This is a genomic window from Blastopirellula sediminis (assembly GCF_020966755.1).
Lineage (GTDB): Bacteria > Planctomycetota > Planctomycetia > Pirellulales > Pirellulaceae > Blastopirellula > Blastopirellula sediminis.
Window position 1 is genome coordinate 1975065 of sequence record NZ_JAJKFT010000010.1, and the last position, 16810, is coordinate 1991874.

Genomic DNA, 16810 nt, shown 5'->3' on the forward strand with positions numbered 1-16810 from the left:
TTGAGGGAAACGAGGCCTGCCTCCTCCGACTTCGCTAAGTTGCAAATTCGGCCTGGGTCGCGGCGCCGATTTTTAGATCTGCCCCCGATTGGACGAACGCGATGAGGTGATAGTCGGCCAGCTTCGCTTGCAGCGGAAGGGGGAGTTGCGCCTGACCTTTGGCGGCCGGAGTAGCGACGGTTTGCAGCTTCCGGACGACGTTGACGTGCGAAAGGGTGCGGCCGTTGTTTTCGCCGGCGGTGACGTCGCGGGAGGCCTGCTTTTGGACGAGGGCCAGTTGGAGAACGTCTTGTTCCGCCAGGTTGGCGGCGTTCCACGAGACGACGCAGACGCCTTGCTGGGCGGCGAGCTTGATGGCCAGCGTCGTCGTCGGTCGGCTATCGAGACCGGCGCGGATCGCTCGATCGGCGTTGGCGGTATTCGAGCCGACGAATTCGACTCGCCCGTTGACGATCATCTGCGGCGTGTAAACGCGATCGGAGTTGAACGCTTGGGCGTACCGTCGTTGTCGCTGCGAATAGGCGGCGTCGCTGAAGGGATCTTCCCAGCCAAGGTAGTTCCAGTAGTCGACATGGAATGAGAGCGTGTAGATCGGCAATTTCCGCTCGCGAGCGATTCGATCGATGCGAACCAGATTTTGATCGGCGCTCGGACAACTGTTGCACCCTTGCGAGGTGTACAGTTCGATCAAGGCGAAGCCCCCTTGGTCCGCTGACTCTTCTTCGCCAAGCAGCGATTCATTCATCGGGGCGCTGCAACCGGCTGTCAGTACGGCAGCCATACGAAGCGCCATACGGCGCGAGATACGAAGAGTCGACATCCGAGGGGCCTTTTGCGAAGAGCGAAAAGTGGAGCGATTGGGCGTTAAGGCTATCGCAATCTTACTATTCTGGCGATGTAAATCGAGAAAATCGGTGAGCCAGCGGACGAAATCGCCGCGAGATCGCAAGGTTTTGCCGCAATTCGGCCACAGCGCCCTCTTGGAGCAACGCCCCCTTTTCCCAAGAATGGAACATGGAGAGGCAAATCGGCGACGAACATGAAGGCGCCAGAGTGACCGCAAAGGAATCGATTCAGCTGACGCAGGAGCGGGAAACGCTGCTGATCACGTTGTACGGCAAGGCCGAAGAGAGCCGCCTGAGCGATTCGCTGCTCCAAGATCATCATGCGGTCGGCGTGATCGAGCGACTCGACTACGACTTTCCCAAACTGCGCGTCACTCGCGATGGGATGATCAGCGTCGCGATTCGTTCCAAGACGTTGGACGATTGGACGCGCGACTTTCTCGTGCGGCATCCGGACGCGACCATTCTTCATCTCGGTTGCGGCTTGGATAGTCGCATTTTACGCGTCGACCCGTCCGAGGAGGTCGCGTGGTTTGAAGTTGATTTTCCTGAAGTGATTGCGCTTCGCCAGCGGATCTTCGCCGAGCGAGAAGGTTGTCGCGTGATCGGGGCTTCGATTCTCGATTCCGATTGGTTAGACGCGGCGCCGCGCGACCGGCCGACCCTTGTGGTCGCCGAAGGGGTGCTTCCCTACTTGCCGGCGGCGGCGGTGCCGGAGTTGTTTCGCCAAATCACAGAGTATTTTGAGCAAGGGGAGATCGCGTTTGACGCCTACAGTCGGCTAGGGGTGAAGACGCTTAACTTTCTGCCGTCGATCCAAGCGACCGGCGCTCGACTTCGGTGGGGATTGGGAGATTCACGGTCGCTCGAGTCGCAAGTCCCACGTCTGTCGCTTGTTGCCGAAGAGAGCGGCCTCGATCCGCGTCAGATGACGCGGATCTCGTGGCCGATGAGGACGCTCGCCAATCTTACGCAGTTGGCGCCGCCGCTAAGGCGGTTTGGTCGACTGCTTCGCTATCGGTTTGGCTAGTTCGCTCGGCGCTGGCCTGGTACTCGTACATGATCAACGGGACGTACGCGGCCAACAGGTAAAGTGGGAAGCAGCCAAGCTCCATCGTGACGAATATCCCCAGGTGCATCGAGACGCCAAACCACAGGGCCCAGACGCGCGTCCGGCGGAACAGGATCAGTAGCGGAAATCCGGCTTCCCAAACGAGCACGCTCCAGGTCGCCAACTGCGTCATCCAATAGGGAAGCGGCAACAGATCGGCCGAGAAGCGGGTCAGGCTCAGGTCTCGCATCACATAGTACAGGCTATTCCCGGCCGGCCAGTTGTAGCCAGAGGCTTTGCAAAGCCCGCTCGCGCCATACATGAACGCGAACTGAATCAGCAGCAGTCGCAGCGCCCAAGGAGAAGCGAGCAGGCTGACTTGCTTGTCGGTCGACGTCGTCGAGCGTAATGCGTCAATCGACCAGACCGCGCCGCACGGAGTCAGCATCACGTAGAGCAGCAACATGCCATGGATATGATCGCCGGCGTTGATCGCGTACATGTTCAAGTTGGTGAACGAAATCGACAAGGCCCAAACGGCGATTGCACAGATTCGCGTGTTCCAGCCAATCAGCAGGCCGATGGTCGCCGCGATCCAAAAGTAAAAGATCAACGTGACCGCTTGGGGATCGCTGACATTTTGCAGCAGCGACCAGTGCAGTTGCGGACGATCGAAGAACCAGCTGTAGATTTGCGGATCGCCGGTACTGCCGCGCCCGTACAAGACCGAAAGTTGCGGCAGCATCGTGACCAGTTGATCGACCAGCAGCACGGCGGCGACGCCGATTCGGAGCATGGCGTAATACTGGGCCGAGATCGGAGCGGTCCACCACTTCGAGTTAGACAGCGGACGAGGGAGCCAAGGGGTAACGCCCACGACGCGGGACGAGGATTCGGTGGCAGGGTTCATTATTCAGACTCCGACGGCCAGGTTTGATAGACGAATTGTTCGGTAACAGGGTCGTACGCTTCGAGCGGCAGGCACTCGCGGGGATAATCAACGGCAGGCTGCCAGCGAGCGATCGCCATGCAGTAAGGGAGGGAAGTCTGGTCGGCCTCACGGCCCGGGGCGCCAATTTCAAAGCCACGAACATGCAGGATCACTTCGTCCGGCGTGGCGACGTAGGGATAATCGGCTTGAAACTCTTCGACGCGAAGCGACGCCCAGACCATCAGGATGTCGAAATCGGTCGCGAGTTTGTCATGGATCTGTTCAGCCCAACGCTGGCGAGCGTCGGCTTCCGATTCGCCTGGCTCGAATGCAAAGGTGAGAGTCAGGTTTTGTTCGATGCTGCGAATCCGATTGCCGGCGTAGCGAAGATAGCTCGACGCGTCGCTCGGTTCGTTGTCCGACAGCAGCCAGGTCGATTGATCGCTATCGTTCCAGCGGAACTCGCAAGCGAGGAAAGTGGTTTGATCATTGATGTTGGGTGCGAACAGCGACCAGCGCTGCGGTTGTTCGGTAACCTGGCCATACTTGTCGACGGCATAGACGAGGGACGAAAGTCCGCCGAGCGCCGAACGGTGGCCGGCGCGACTCTCGTCCAGCGCCTTGGTGATGGCCGATGAAGTCTCGGGATAGCGAAGCGTGACGACTTCGAGCGTTTCGAGACTGTTGGCGACGGTGAGGTAAAACAATTGCCAAACGATAAACGAGCCGAGTGCGACGCTGCATCCGCATCGCCAAAGATTTTGCGTGTACGACATCGCGGTGGACTCCTTGCGAAAAAAAGTGGGACGCCCCGCGGAGACGCAATCGCGGGGCGTCGCAAAAGGAAAAATTAGTACTGCGGACCTTTCGGCGCCTTGATGTCACGCGGGGGATGCGTGTAAGGAGGACGTTTCACATCTTTCGGGTAGCCAGGTCCGCCCGGCATGTGGGAAGGAAGCGGAGTGGAACGCGGGATCGGGAAGCCGACCTTCTGCTTGCCGCCGACGACCGGAGGGAGGTTCGACGAAGGAACTTGTCCTTTCGGCCGCGGCTTGGGCGCCTTGATGTCTTCAAAGACGTACTTGCGCCAGTCGGACGGCGGGTCGGTCGGCTTCGGAGCGTCCTTGGCGGACGAACCTTGTTGGCCGGTCAGGCCGACCGGCAAGGTCGACGTCTGACCCTTCGGTCGCGGCTTGGGCGCCTTGTAATCTTCAAAGATGTACTTGCGCCATTTGCTCGGCGGGTCGGTCGGCTTGGGGGCGTCTTTGGCGGCCGGGTTGTTCGGCACGCTATAGCCGATTTGCGAGGTCGACAGCGACGGTTTCGGCCGCGGTTTCGGCTTGTAATCCCCAAAGCAGTCTTTACGCCAGTCGGACGGCGGATCGCCCGGCTTAGGAGCGTCTTTCGCCGCCGAACTGTTCGCCGAGGTCAGGCCGAACGGTCGCGGCATGGTCGACGACTTGGGCGGAATCGGGGGCTTCTTCAGGTCGCGGAAGATAAAGTCCCGCTGTTCCTTGGGAGGCTTGGTGGGGTGTGGGGCATGGTCCGCATAGACCAGCGAAGTGGTGACGAATGACGCGCCGAGCAAGGTGACGGCGCCGAACCATTTCTGCAAATTCAAAAGCATCGTTATTCTCCGATTGGAATCTTCTAGGCGACGTTTCACAGCGTGCGTCGCTTCACTAGGAGGATTGACCTGGCCGGCCCCAACCGGACAAAAAACAAGAAACATTTTTCCCCGATCTGCGCTTGGGGGGCGTTTTCAGCGGTTTTGGCTCTTCCACCCCCCGGCCCTGGGACGATTATTCTGGCTACCGGGCGATTCCTGTGAAAAAATAAGATTTCTTGGCCGCTTCTGATCTTTCACGGCAATCTTTGAAAGAAATTGCAGCTGCGATCCATTCATTTAGGACGCCCCCGATTTCTTTGTTCCTGTTATGCAAGGAGACCAGCCGCATGGATGAGCAAGACGTTTGGCCCGACCAGCAATGGTTTGCGGCGCTCGCTTCCGGCGATCCGGCGATCGAGGAAGAGTTTTGGCGGACTTACGCCGGACCGCTTCATCGGGTCGCCGATCGCCAGTTGTCGCAACAGCTGAAGCGCCGCGTCGATCCGGAAGATGTGGTGCAGTCGGCCTGTCGCACGTTCTTCCGCCGAGTTCGGCAGGGAGAGTTTGCGTTGCAAGACCGCAATGACCTATGGCGACTCTTGCTGACGATCACCTTGAACAAAGCCCGGATGCAGGCCCGCTTTCATGGTCGCGCTTGCCGCGGAATGGATCGCGAGCAATCGCTGGCCGAAGAACCGGCTGGCGGCAAAGGAAACAAACTAGAGGACGCGCTGGCCGAGATCGATTTCAACGACTTCCTGGAATCGATCCTGAAGCACCTCAGCGCCGAACAACAAGCGATCTTGCAGCGGACCCTCGACGGTCAGACGCAAGATGAAATCGCCGCCGCCGTCGGTTGCAGTCAACGGACTGTGAGGCGGATGCAAACCAAAATCCGCGAATCGTTGCAGTCGATTCTGCAAGCGGATTTGAGTCTGTCGTAGTCGAAACTATCAGGTCTGGCATGAACGCAGTTGACGAAGAGATCCGCCGCAACTTTGAATCCGATTGGCTCCGAGGCCAATGCGGCGATATCGTCGACTATCTGCCGACGCCGGACGCTCCGTCGTATTTGCCGACGCTCGAAGAGTTGATTTGCATCGATCTAGAGTTTCGCTGGCAACGACTTTCCACACACTCCGTCGGAATCGATTCGGCTACCGAAACGTTGACGCTCGATCAGCAGCCGCTGGTGGAAAAGTATCTCGATCGGTTTCCGCAACTGCACGAGCCGTCGATTCTGCAACGGCTAGTCGATCAAGAGATCTACGCGCGGAAAGACTCTCCCTTTCCGCCGCAGCAGGCCGAATACCAGCAGCGGTTTCCGCAGTTGCAGTTGCTTCCCTCTTCGTTTCCAAATGCGAATGGCCCGCCTGCCGACGAAACGCGTCAATATTCGACGCTTCGCCCTTCGTCCGCAGGCGAGACGTTTCCCAGTGCATTTGGTCCGTATGAACTGGTCGAACTACTGGGCCGCGGCGGGATGGGAAAGGTCTATCGGGCTCACCAGGCGAAGGCGGACCGGATGGTGGCGATCAAGATCGCCGGCTTCAGCGGCGCCCCGCCGGAGATCCGGGATGAAATCGCGATCCGGTTCGAGTCGGAAGTTCGGGCCGCCGCCAACTTGTCGCACGACAATGTCATGCCGATCTACGACGTCGGCGAAGCGGACGGCAGTCTCTACTACACGATGCCGATCGTCGCCGGCGACTTGGCCTCGGAGGTGCGGAAGAATCCGCTGAGCAACAAGGTTGCCGCTCGCTACATCGCCCAAGCGTCGCGCGGCGTCGCTGCGGCTCACGCTCAAGGCCTGCTCCATCGCGACTTGAAGCCGCACAACCTGATGCTCGATCCGCAGAACGATCGCGTGCTGGTCGCCGACTTCGGCCTGGCCCGTTTGATGTCGGCCGAGCAACAGTTAACTCTGACCGGCGAGGTGCTTGGTACGCCGACGTATATGGCGCCGGAGCAGATTCGGAGCTCGCACGCGATCGACGTGCGGGCCGACGTCTACGCCCTCGGTGCGACCCTTTATCACCTCTTGGTCGGCAAACCGCCGATCCAAGCGGCGACTCCGGCCGAAACTTTACGGCAAGTGCTGGAAGAAGAGGCGGTCTCACCGCGTGATTTGAATCCGCAGGTCGATCGCGACTTGGAAACGATCTGTCTCCGTTGTTTGCAAAAGGATCCGAGGTCTCGCTTTCCGTCGGCCGACGAACTGGCCGACGATCTCGAACGCTATCTGCGCGGCGAGCCGATCAAGTCGCGGCCAATCGGCATGTGGGGACGACTCGATCGTTGGCGTCGCCGCAACCCGAAGGTCGCTGCGCTCTCGGCTGGATTGGCTGCGTCGCTGCTGCTGGTCGCGATTATCGCCGGGCTTGGATGGTATAGCACCCAGCTGCAACTCTCTCGGGTGATGCAGAACAACCGCCAAGGGCAATTGGCGGTGAATGAACTGTTTACGTTCATCCGAGATGAGCCGCTGCTTGAGCAGCCGGGGCAGGAGGCGGTTCGGGCCGAATTGCTGAAACGCGGGCTCGAGCACTACCAGATGTTGATCGCCCTCGCCCATGAAAACGAAGTGTTGCCGGCCGATTTGCAGGAAGCGCGCACGCAGCTTGGCTTGCTCCATTTGGAGACGCATGAACCCGCAGAAGCGGCGGCACTGTTTAGAAAGGCGATCGCCGAGGGGGAAAAGCTGCCGAAAGAAGTCGCCGAGACGCGACAGGTTCGCACGAGCTTGAGCGATAGCTGGAACGGTCTTGGCCAGACGCTTCATCGGGAAGGAAAAGATGCGGAAGCGATGGCTGCGTTTGAAAAGGCGATTGCCCTGCGTGAAGCGGTCGTCAAGGAAGCTCCGCAGGAAATGGAACCGCGTCGTAAGCTGGCTAACGCGCGGATGAATCGTGCTTTAATCCTCGCCGCGCAAGGAAAGAAAGAGGAATCGCAAACAGCCCAAGTCGTCGCCCAGCGCGCTCGCCATCAATTGTTGCGTGACAATGACAATGATCCAAAATTGCTCCGCGACTTCGCCCAGGGGCAATTCAACTTGGCTCGATTGGAGTTGTCGCAAGGGGCTTCCCCGAAAGCGTTCGAGCTGCTGCAAGACGCAACTCATCGGTTTCAAGATCTGTCCCATCGATATTCGACCGACGCTCGGCTATGGCAACGCTACGTCGAATGTTTGTTGACGATGTCGCTGCTGGAGGATCACCCATCTCCTTCGCTGCAGAAAGCGGCTGATTTGCTTCCCTCGGCAATGATGCTAGCACCTGACAATCGGACGTATCGGATTCGCCTGATCGAAATCTCGCAGCAAGCGATCGGGATGTTGCTGGAGAACAGAAACTATCTCGCCGCCGACACGAACTGGCGGAAAGTGCATGAGGACCTGATTCGACCTCTTGGGGATGAAGACCAGTCGGTCGAGGCGATGCGCATCCGACTTGTTTCGCTTCGCCAGCACGGACTGATCACGCTGGGACTGGGCGATAAGGGCTTGGCCAAACGACAGTTGCGAGCTGCGATCCAGGTCAACAACAACACGAAAGAGAATCCCGCCTACGCGGCGATTTGGACGCAACAGTGGCGGGACGAATGGGACGCCATCGAGCAACTGGCCGATTCGCTCGATTAAACTGCGTCGACTGGGGGAAAAATTCATGCAACTTTCCGCAAGGGGCGCGCGGTCAAGCGACGATAGAGGGGATGTGCCGCTCCCTTGGCATGAAAGGGGAGCGCTGCGCAAGTAACGAATCGATCGTCGCAAGCCGCTGACAAGGAAGTCCCCCATGAACAAGCAGAAAGCCGTTGCGCTTGTGCTAGCGATTGGGTTGGTCTGCGCCCTCACGACCTTCGCGGCGGCCCAGCCTTCGCAGATACCTGAGGGGCCGATCGTCGCTCAGGCCTTTCCTGGGATGCCGTATCAGTTGGTCGACCGGGCCAATTACATTAGCCCGTTCGCATCGCTTTTTAGCACGACGAGCGGCCCTTCCACCTCGGACGAACTGGACGCCTACTATCGTTCCAGCAGTCGTTCGCGTCTGCTCGACGTACCGGAGATGTTCGGCGATCGTCGCGTGAGCGGGCCGACGCTGGTGCTGACCCCCACCGCCAGCGGAAGTCCTGCGCTGGGAACTGAAATCCCGGTTGCCGCCGCGATCTCTGGATTGAGCGTCGCTGAAAACAATCAGGCGCCACCCTCGGACCGCGTCTGGGTCGCCTACAACTACTTTCACAATGCGCTCGACGTACAGACCGATGGTCGCTTTGGTCTGACGCCGCAGGATAGTTCGCAGTCGCTCCATCGCACCGTCTTTGCGTTTGAAAAGCTACTCGACGCGGGACGGACCTCGATCGAACTGCGGATGCCGTTTGGCGGAGCCTTTGGCGCCGACGGCATCGCCGGATCGCCGGCGACGGCGTCTCTCTATGGCGTCCAAGGGCATAACGTCGGCAACATGAATCTGATCCTGAAGCGTTTGCTGTACGCCGAAGAAGGGTTCGCGCTGTCGGCTGGCCTTGGGTTGGAAGTGCCGACCGGTTCGGCTGGTCTCGTCACTTACGGCCCGATTCAAGCGTCGCTCGATAGCCAAACGGTTCACTTCGTTCCCTATCTTGCGATGACTCAGCGAAGCGGCTGCTGGTTTGGGCATATGTTTACGCAGATCGATTTTGCGTCGCAGGGAGATCCGCTACGCGTCACGCTGAACGATACCGGCGCCAGCAGTCTAATCGGCCGCGTGAATCAACCGGCGCTGCTCGGCTTCGATATCGGCGGCGGCTATTGGCTGGTTCCCCCGTGCGGTTGCAACAAGGGTTTGGCCCTGGTCGGCGAACTGCACTATACGACGCCGCTGGCGGAGGACGATCAGTTTTCCGCCGTCGGCACGTTGACGACCGCTTCGGTCAACACGGCGGTCAGCCCCGCCTACGAAGTTCTGAATTTCACCGCCGGTTTACAGGTTGGGCTTGGATGCGGCTGGCAACTTCGTAGCGGCGCCGTCTTCCCGGGACGAGCCGAGAAGGTCTTCGACGCCGAGTACCTGGTGCAGCTCAATCGCGGGTTCTAAGATTCCCGCTTGGCGGCGACAAGATCGGCACGCGACAATCGAATAGACTTCTAGAGACGTTCTTTTGCGCCGCCGCTGAATCGGCTTCGTTCCAGGATCTCGCCATGTTCGGCCACTCGACCTATCGCCATACCCAGGAGGGGCCCTTTTGCTGGCTCATTGCCGGAATATCGATTCCGTGCTTCATCTCATCCGCGATGTTGTGGAACGAGCCGGTCGCCTCGGCGGTGGTCGCCTTTGCCGGTTTTTCCACGCTTTACCTGGCAGGCGCGTTTCGGCATTTGACGGTTTCTGATGACGACGATGAGCTACTGATTTCGTTCGGACCATTGCCGCTGTTGTGGCGGCGAATCCGCTACGCGAAGATGCGTACCGCTCAGGTAAGCCGCACGACTTTCCTGGACGGCTGGGGCGTCCACTACAGCTTGCGCGGAGGCTGGGTCTGGAACATCTGGGGCTACGACTGCGTCGAGATTCAGCTCGACAAAGGAAAGGTCTTCGTCGGGACGGATGACGCCGAGAACTTCGCCGAGTTTCTCCAGACGCGAATCGAAAAACGCAACGCGCCTGATCGTGGCGAGTTTCCCTGATAATCGTTAGACTTCCGGAAGAGCCTTGGGGGGTTCCATACGGAGTCTGACGATGGGCGATTTGCAGAACGCAACGGCGATTTGGGCGAAGGGAATCTTGTTCATCCTGCTGGGACTGTTCGCGGCGACGTTGCTTTTGTTGTTCGCTCCTGACTGGCGCGTCGCGGGCCTACTCTGTCTTTCGATCTGGGCCTTTTGCCGCGCGTATTACTTCGCCTTTTACGTGATCGAGCACTACGTCGACCCTGGCTACAAATTCGCCGGGCTGATCGACTTTGCGAAGTACGCCGCCGGGATTCGCCGCGATTAGACGAGCCTCGTCGCGATCAGATCAGCTAGTTTGTCCTCGGCGCCCAATTCTTTCGCCAACGCCTGCAGGTCCAACCGTTTCAGCAAGTCGACCGTGATCGGGCGTTTGGCGTCCCAGAAGATTTGCGATGCGTAGAATTGTTGGGCCGGTTCCGAATGGAGCAACTTTGCGAGCAGTTGGGCTTCTCGTTCACTTTGACACGGCAGGAAGTAAACGGTGTCATCGACGACGATCGGCTTGTCGCCGGCGCTGCCGATCACGGCAAACTGGAGTCGCTTGTAGAAGCCGGAGATGGCGACTTTCCAGGGGGCGAAGGTATAGTCGCCGATTCCAAAGACCGAAAAGCGAGGGCGGCGACGATAGATCGAACTGCGGCGGCGATCGAGCAATTCGCCATGACGTTGCAAGTAGCTCCAAGTATTCGGGGCAAGCTGTTCGATCTTGTCCGTAGGATCGGCCGTCTTCCGCTGGGGAACCAGCATCCAACGACTGGGCTCCGCGGCGCCGGCGGCAACTTCGGAGCTTTTCAGCATCGGAAAAAGATAATCGGTTTCCAGTTCGACGGTTTCTCCCAGTCCGTTGCGAAAGCGTTTTCCCTCCGCACGTAGCTCCATCACTTTCGAACAGTCGTGTTTGATGCCGGATCTCCATTGATAGGGAGATTCGCCGGCAAGATGTTTCCACCGCTGGAAGTTGTGCAGGTCGCGGACTAGCGACTGGTCAACCAATCCCAATTCGCTTTCAGCAGCGTTCGCGTCAAGTGTGGGGAAGGTGGGGCAAACAGTGGTTGCGTTCGTTCCGCCAAGCGTGCAGGTAAATAGGCAAGCGTCGACCGCTACGCCGAAATGTTCGGCCGCGTCGATCTTGCGGATCTCGGCCTGGGCGATTGGCAGCGATTCTTTCCAGGCGGCGTGCAACGCCTTGCGAGCGACCATCGTTTTGCAAAGCATCGCAATCTGAGCGTCGTTGTCCGCTAACAGCGATATCAGGCGGCGGATCATCCACTCCGAGATATCGAAGTTGCTTTTGCCGGTGATCGCGTCGATGCCGGATTGCTTTTGGAAGTTCGACTTTTCCGGCAAGTTGTCGCTTTGGAACAGGCTCTGCTGGGCGTTAGTAACCCAGGGAGGATTTCCCACGATCAAGATCGGCTGCGGAAATTGAAGGAGCTTTGCTTGCCAATCGACGCCGAAGAAGTCGCCTAACTCGATGGTCGCCCGAGTTTCCCCTTGGAGCGATTTGCTCAGCTCTTCGACGTAGGCAGGATTGATCTCGACGCCGATAACCTGAGCGTCGGGAAAGTGGGCCAGCGCTGCGTGGACGAAGGCGCCTTGCCCGCAGGTTGGTTCGACGATCGTCGCCGGACAAAATGACTGCGCGGCGAGCAACCGACAGACCTCGTCGGCGAGCGCCGCCGGAGTTTGAAAGTCGCCGAACTGGTTTTGACCCTTCTTGGTCTTGGTCGATTCCATGTCGGACGATTATAGCCGCTGACGCAAATTCAGGTTACGCCAGGCGATTTGGCCGGTCCCAATGGATGCGGGCGACGAAGACGCTCCCGTCGCTTCCCCATTTGTTGTTGATCGGCATGATGTGCGTTTTGCTGCCGTCCTGCATCCATTCGGAGACGGTCACCCAGGTTTCGTGCTCGTTAACGGTGGCGACGCCAAAGTTGCCAAGTCGGGCGCCTCGCTGCGGCACCAGGATTCGTTCGGTCTCGCGGATCACGCACAACCGTTCTGGATCGACCTGGGCCATGAACAGCGGCGCTCGATGGCGAACGATATGATCGTTGTTGGCGCCGCGACGCGTGTAGACGAGAAAGAGCCCGTCGCTGTGGGTGACCCAATGCTGCTGCGTGTTGTAGTTGCCCAGCTCGCTGCCGTCGTCGAATTTCCACTCGCGAATCGGCTCATAGTTCAGTCCGTCATCGCTGCGGGTAACGAAGCCGCGCAGGTCGTTGCGAATCGTGAGGAAGAAGCGATCGCCAAATTTGGCCAATGACGGTTCATGCAGACCGCGGGTTTTGTCGTCGACGGCCAGTTCGGTTCCATGTCCGACGTAACGGAGCGTCTGGCCGTCGAACGTGCAGCGAGCGACGGTAACGTGGGCGCTTTGTTCTGGCGGACTGAAGTAGATTGGCAGCAGGATCGAACCGTCGGCCAGATCGACCCGCTGCGTACAGCCGGCGCCACTGTTGGCGAACTTGTCGCCGGCCGGCATCTCCATCTTCTTCCAGGCAGTCCACTGGTCGTGCTGCGGATCGTAGGTCGAATATGTCGTGTGCCGGGGGCGGGGATGTTTCACCTTCCAGTCAGGCGTATAAACGACCGAGTGGCCCGTCCCCAGTAAAGTCTTCGACGCGGCATGCCACTTCGGCCAGAAGTCGCTAACGGCGACCGGTCGCTCGACCCCATCGATCGTTTCGGTTCGCACCGCCAGGTTTTCCTGTTCGGCCGGCGCCGTCCAAGTCGCTCCTAGATCATCGGTCTTGAAACTGAACATTCCCTTGAAGACGTCGCTGCCGTTGACGTGCAAGGTGTTCATGGTCATGACGACTCGCGGCGCTCCTTCCTTGCCGATGCCGGGGACGATTCCGGCCCGCGGATGGCACCAACATTTTTCGCCGTCGTACAGCTTGGTCGGAACGTCGAGCGTCAGGTCGTAGTTCGGCCTGGTCGACCCATCCGCCAACAAGCTGGAAACGGAAGAAGCGAAACCGAGCAGCGATGCGCCGCTGCAGAGGGACGAGTGGAGGAAGGTGCGTCGCGAAATCATGGCGTGACTTTCGGCAGGAGGAGCGGAGGAGGGGCTCGGCTTGGTGAGCGATTTAACGCTACCGCAGAAGCGTCCTCGGAACAACCTTTTTCTGCCGTGGCGATCACCCGTTTGGGGCGTCTGAAACGCAACAGTTGTCTTGACGTGTATTGTTTTGACGGATATTGTGAAAAAGAATGAGCGCCTCGAGTCCCAAGTCTGGTTCGGCCCGGCGAAGTCGCAAGTTCGACTCGCTTCAGCAGGAAGTTTTCTTGAACCTGTGGCGGACCTACGACCGGCTTAAGGCGCTGGAAGATGAGACTTTCAGCGAGTCGGGAATCTCGGCCCAGCAGTACAACACGCTGCGGCTGCTGCGGTCGGTTTATCCGGAAGGAATGCCGACGTTGGTGTTGGGAGGTCGGCTGATCAGCCGGGCGCCTGACATGACCCGCTTGCTCGACAAGTTGGAGCAGCGCGGCTTGCTCGCGCGACATCGCCCCCCGGAAAATCGCCGTGTTGTGGAAGTCCGTCTGACGCCGGAAGGACTGAAGCTGGTCAATCAGCTCGACAGTGCGGTGCGGAAGTGCCACGAACGGCAGCTGGGGCATCTGGACGAAAAATCGCTGCAGCAGCTGGTCACGTTGCTCAAAGCGGCCCGCGAGCCGCACGAAGACGCCGAAAATCTTTCGTTAGTCGATCAATAGGTTTTCGGTTCCTACCCAATACACGCTTTCTCGCCTATCGACATACCTGTGGTGGAAGAACAAAGCACTATGATCGCCAACGAAAAACCTCACGTCGTCGTCATCGGCGGCGGCCCGGCCGGCTCGACCGTTTCGACCTTGATCGCGCAAAAGGGTTACCGCGTTGAGTTGTTCGAACGCGAGGTTTTCCCGCGATACCACATCGGCGAATCGTTGATTCCCGAAACCTACTGGGTCCTCAAGCGGCTTAACATGCTCGACAAGATGAAGGACAGCCACTTCATCAAAAAATACAGCGTGCAGTTCGTCGGTCAGTCAGGCCGACTGTCGGCGCCCTTCTATTTTCATGACAACAAACCGCACGAGTGCTCGCAGACCTGGCAAGTTCGCCGCAGCGAGTTCGACCTGATGATGATCAACAACGCCGCCGAACATGGCGTGACGGTTCATCAAGGAGCCCGCGTGCTCGACGTCCTGTTTGACGGCGATCGCGCGATCGGTGTGAAGGTGGTCGACGCGAGCGGCGAAACCCGCGAAGTTTTCGCCGACGTGGTGGTCGACGCGAGCGGTCAAAGCTCGATGCTGATCAACAAGTTCAAGCTGCGCGTGCCCGATCCGGAACTGAACAAAGGCGCCATCTGGACCTACTTCAAAGGCGCCTACCGCGACGTCGGAAAAGACGAAGGGGCGACCGTCGTCCTTAGCGTCCAAGGGAAGAACGGTTGGTTCTGGTATATCCCGTTGCATGACGACATCGTCAGCGTCGGCGTGGTGGGGGACTTTGACTACTTGTTCAAAGGCCGGGAGAGCCACGAGCAAACCTATGCCGAAGAGCTCGATCGCTGCCCGGCGGTCAAAGAGCGCATCGCCAATGCCGAGCAGGTCGAAAAGATCTTCGCCACCAAGGACTACACCTACAAAGCGAGCGAAGGCGCCGGCGACGGTTGGGTGTTGGTCGGCGACGCGTTCGGCTTCCTTGACCCCCTGTACTCGTCCGGCGTGTTGCTTGCCCTGAAGTCGGGCCAACTCGCCGCCGATGCGATTTGCGACGCCCTCGAAAAGGGAGACACGTCGAAAGAGCAGCTTGGCAATTGGCTCCCTGACTACCTGGTCGGGATGGGACGGATGCGCCGTCTCGTTTCGGAGTACTACGAAGGGTTCAACTTCGGTCGCTTCATTCGCCGTTTCCCGCACTTTGTTGGTCGCGTTACCGACCTGTTGATCGGCGACTTGTTCAAAGACGACTTGGACGAAGTGATCGCCGCGATGGATCTGGTGAAGGCCGAGGATGAAGAAGCCAAGCTGATGGCGGCGAAAGAGCAGGACTAGTTCTTTCCGGCGTTGCGTCATCCACTTCTTTGCCTAAAGCGTGAGCGAGGGCGATGAGGTCAGCCATTCATGGATGTAGGGAAATGGTTGACCGCATTTCCCTCGCTTGCGCTTCGGGCTACGAATTGCGCAAACGCATCGCAATGAAGTGCCAAACTAAGCCGGCAGCGATCAGCGCCAAGCCCGATTGCCAGACCGCGCGGTCGACCCAAAACGGCAACAGCAAGCAAATCGCCAGTCCGATCCACGCGAACGCCGCTGGATAGAGACGTTCCTCTGGCGCCAGGCGAATCGCCGCCAGGTTCGTCAGTGCGTAGTAGATCAGCACGGTGAACGCGCTGAACGACCAGGTCGTCTTCACGTCGCCGATCAGCGTCAGGCCCATCACGATCGCCGCGACCAGCAGCACTGCGAAAGTGGGAGTCGTGTGGGAGGCGTTTAGTTCTCCAAAGATCGCCGGCAGATCGCGGCGGCGTCCCATCGCCAACACGACCCGCGACAGTCCCAGAACCAGGTTCAAAAGGACGCCGGCCATGGCGGTTGTGGCGCCGATGGCGATTACCGTCGCGAGTAGCGGCGAACCAATTTGCATCGCGACGATTTCGAGGGGCGCTCCTTGATGGAGCGTGGCGGAGGCAAGTTCCTCGGCGCCGAGTACGCCGATTGCGACCAGGCCGATCAGCCAGTAAAACGCCATCGCGATGAAGAGGGTGGCGATGATCGCGACCGGAATTGTCCGCCGCGGGTTTTCGACCTCTTCGCCGAGCGTCGCGATGCGCCCGTAGCCGGTATAGGCGACGAACATCAGGGCGACCGCCTGAGCAAAACCGAGCGTCGGCGTCATGGCGGCTGTGACGGGAGCGAAGAAGGGGGTGAGCTGTTCGCTTGAAACGCTTGGTAGCCCAAACGCGATCAAAAGAGCGAGCGCCAGTAGCGACGTCGATACTAGAACCGCATTGGCGAAATTGCTTCTCCGAATCCCGGTCAAAATCGCTCCGGTCACGAGCAGTACAATCAGCAGGCTGACCGGCAATCGCCAGGCGGCAGCGTCGATCTTCAGCAGATTGAGGAGATAGCCGGAGAACCCCAGTGCCGCGGTCGCCGCCGAGGCCGACTTGGCCGCGACGAACATCCAACCGGCCAGAAAGCCAAGGCTCGGATGCAGCCAGCGGTAACCATACTCATAGGTTCCGCCGCTGACTGGATGAGCGGCGGCTAGTTGGGCGCTGCTCAATCCATTGCAGATCGCCAAGAAAGCGGCGAGTGGAATCGCCAGTAACAGTGCGGGACCAGTCGCTCCGGCCGCAATGCCGATGCTGACGAAGATCCCGGTGCCGATGATCGAGCCGAGACCCAGTAAGATCGCGCCGGCCAAGCCGACTTCGCGCTTTAGTCGCGGCGGTTGCTTGGCGTCGGAAGAATCGGGCGGGACATCGTTCACGAAAGTTTGCGGTATGAGAGGGGTGCGGATGTCGCTTTAGCGTACTCGTTGCCGCGCTGTGAATGAATCCCGGCAAACGCTTGGCGACAAACTGCCTGTGGCAAAAAAGGAAAGAATAAACGGAGCTTTCGCGCTGCCATAGCCGGCATGAAAATCGGGAAAAAAGGC

General features: G+C 59.2%; 15 protein-coding genes. 8 read left to right on the forward strand and 7 right to left on the reverse strand.

The genetic code is table 11. From position 1 onward, the window contains the following. Positions 1 to 34: 34 nt before the first annotated feature. A complete protein-coding gene (locus LOC68_RS19575; RefSeq protein ID WP_230221867.1) occupies positions 35 to 781 on the reverse strand; it encodes a DUF1223 domain-containing protein in 747 nt (248 codons plus the stop codon). 233 nt (positions 782 to 1014) lie between these two features. Between LOC68_RS19575 and LOC68_RS19580 the strand changes: the two genes are divergently transcribed. Beyond that, positions 1015 to 1875: a class I SAM-dependent methyltransferase gene (locus tag LOC68_RS19580; RefSeq protein ID WP_230221868.1), complete on the forward strand. Its 861-nt coding sequence runs from the start codon at positions 1015 to 1017 to the stop codon at positions 1873 to 1875. Here the strand turns inward: LOC68_RS19580 and LOC68_RS19585 are convergent. The 3 genes from LOC68_RS19585 to LOC68_RS19595 all read right to left on the reverse strand — a co-directional run bounded on the left by LOC68_RS19585 (position 1814) and on the right by LOC68_RS19595 (position 4454). Beyond that, positions 1814 to 2806, reverse strand: coding sequence for an HTTM domain-containing protein (locus LOC68_RS19585; RefSeq protein ID WP_230221870.1), 993 nt, complete (start codon positions 2804 to 2806; stop codon positions 1814 to 1816). The genes LOC68_RS19580 and LOC68_RS19585 overlap by 62 nt on opposite strands. Next, positions 2806 to 3603, reverse strand: coding sequence for a hypothetical protein (locus tag LOC68_RS19590; RefSeq protein WP_230221872.1), 798 nt, complete (start codon positions 3601 to 3603; stop codon positions 2806 to 2808). The genes LOC68_RS19585 and LOC68_RS19590 overlap by 1 nt, the downstream gene beginning before the upstream one ends. Before the next feature lie 74 nt (positions 3604 to 3677). After that, complete coding sequence (locus LOC68_RS19595) at positions 3678 to 4454, reverse strand: hypothetical protein (RefSeq protein ID WP_230221874.1); 777 nt, start codon at positions 4452 to 4454, stop codon at positions 3678 to 3680. Positions 4455 to 4783: 329 nt separating this feature from the next. Here LOC68_RS19595 and LOC68_RS19600 point away from each other — a divergent pair, with 329 nt between their 5' ends. The 5 genes from LOC68_RS19600 to LOC68_RS19620 all read left to right on the forward strand — a co-directional run bounded on the left by LOC68_RS19600 (position 4784) and on the right by LOC68_RS19620 (position 10411). Further along, a complete protein-coding gene (locus LOC68_RS19600) occupies positions 4784 to 5380 on the forward strand; it encodes an RNA polymerase sigma factor (RefSeq protein WP_230221876.1) in 597 nt (198 codons plus the stop codon). Positions 5381 to 5400: 20 nt separating this feature from the next. After that, positions 5401 to 8076, forward strand: a complete 2676-nt coding sequence (locus LOC68_RS19605) for a serine/threonine-protein kinase (protein WP_230221878.1) — start codon at positions 5401 to 5403, stop codon at positions 8074 to 8076. A 154-nt stretch (positions 8077 to 8230) separates the two neighbouring features. Next, positions 8231 to 9511 carry a hypothetical protein gene (locus tag LOC68_RS19610; RefSeq protein WP_230221880.1) on the forward strand — a complete coding sequence of 427 codons (1281 nt, stop codon included), beginning with the start codon at positions 8231 to 8233 and terminating at the stop codon, positions 9509 to 9511. Positions 9512 to 9615: 104 nt separating this feature from the next. Then, positions 9616 to 10101, forward strand: coding sequence for a hypothetical protein (locus LOC68_RS19615; RefSeq protein ID WP_230221882.1), 486 nt, complete (start codon positions 9616 to 9618; stop codon positions 10099 to 10101). A gap of 52 nt (positions 10102 to 10153) precedes the next feature. Next, positions 10154 to 10411: a hypothetical protein gene (locus LOC68_RS19620; protein WP_230221884.1), complete on the forward strand. Its 258-nt coding sequence runs from the start codon at positions 10154 to 10156 to the stop codon at positions 10409 to 10411. On the opposite strand, the gene LOC68_RS19625 is transcribed toward LOC68_RS19620, so the two are convergent. Together LOC68_RS19625 and LOC68_RS19630 are read right to left on the reverse strand one after the other, a co-directional pair. Then, on the reverse strand, positions 10408 to 11883 hold the full coding sequence (locus LOC68_RS19625; RefSeq protein WP_230221886.1) for a hypothetical protein: 1476 nt from the start codon (positions 11881 to 11883) through the stop codon (positions 10408 to 10410). The genes LOC68_RS19620 and LOC68_RS19625 overlap by 4 nt on opposite strands. A 34-nt stretch (positions 11884 to 11917) precedes the next feature. Next, a complete protein-coding gene (locus LOC68_RS19630; protein ID WP_230221888.1) occupies positions 11918 to 13189 on the reverse strand; it encodes an exo-alpha-sialidase in 1272 nt (423 codons plus the stop codon). A 176-nt stretch (positions 13190 to 13365) separates the two neighbouring features. Between LOC68_RS19630 and LOC68_RS19635 the strand changes: the two genes are divergently transcribed. Both LOC68_RS19635 and LOC68_RS19640 read left to right on the forward strand, forming a co-directional pair. Continuing rightward, positions 13366 to 13872, forward strand: coding sequence for a MarR family winged helix-turn-helix transcriptional regulator (locus tag LOC68_RS19635; RefSeq protein WP_230221890.1), 507 nt, complete (start codon positions 13366 to 13368; stop codon positions 13870 to 13872). 69 nt (positions 13873 to 13941) lie between these two features. Then, positions 13942 to 15201 carry an NAD(P)/FAD-dependent oxidoreductase gene (locus LOC68_RS19640; RefSeq protein ID WP_230221892.1) on the forward strand — a complete coding sequence of 420 codons (1260 nt, stop codon included), beginning with the start codon at positions 13942 to 13944 and terminating at the stop codon, positions 15199 to 15201. A 118-nt stretch (positions 15202 to 15319) separates the two neighbouring features. Here the strand turns inward: LOC68_RS19640 and LOC68_RS19645 are convergent, their stop codons facing one another. Next, complete coding sequence (locus tag LOC68_RS19645) at positions 15320 to 16642, reverse strand: APC family permease (protein ID WP_230221894.1); 1323 nt, start codon at positions 16640 to 16642, stop codon at positions 15320 to 15322. Positions 16643 to 16810: the final 168 nt, after the last annotated feature.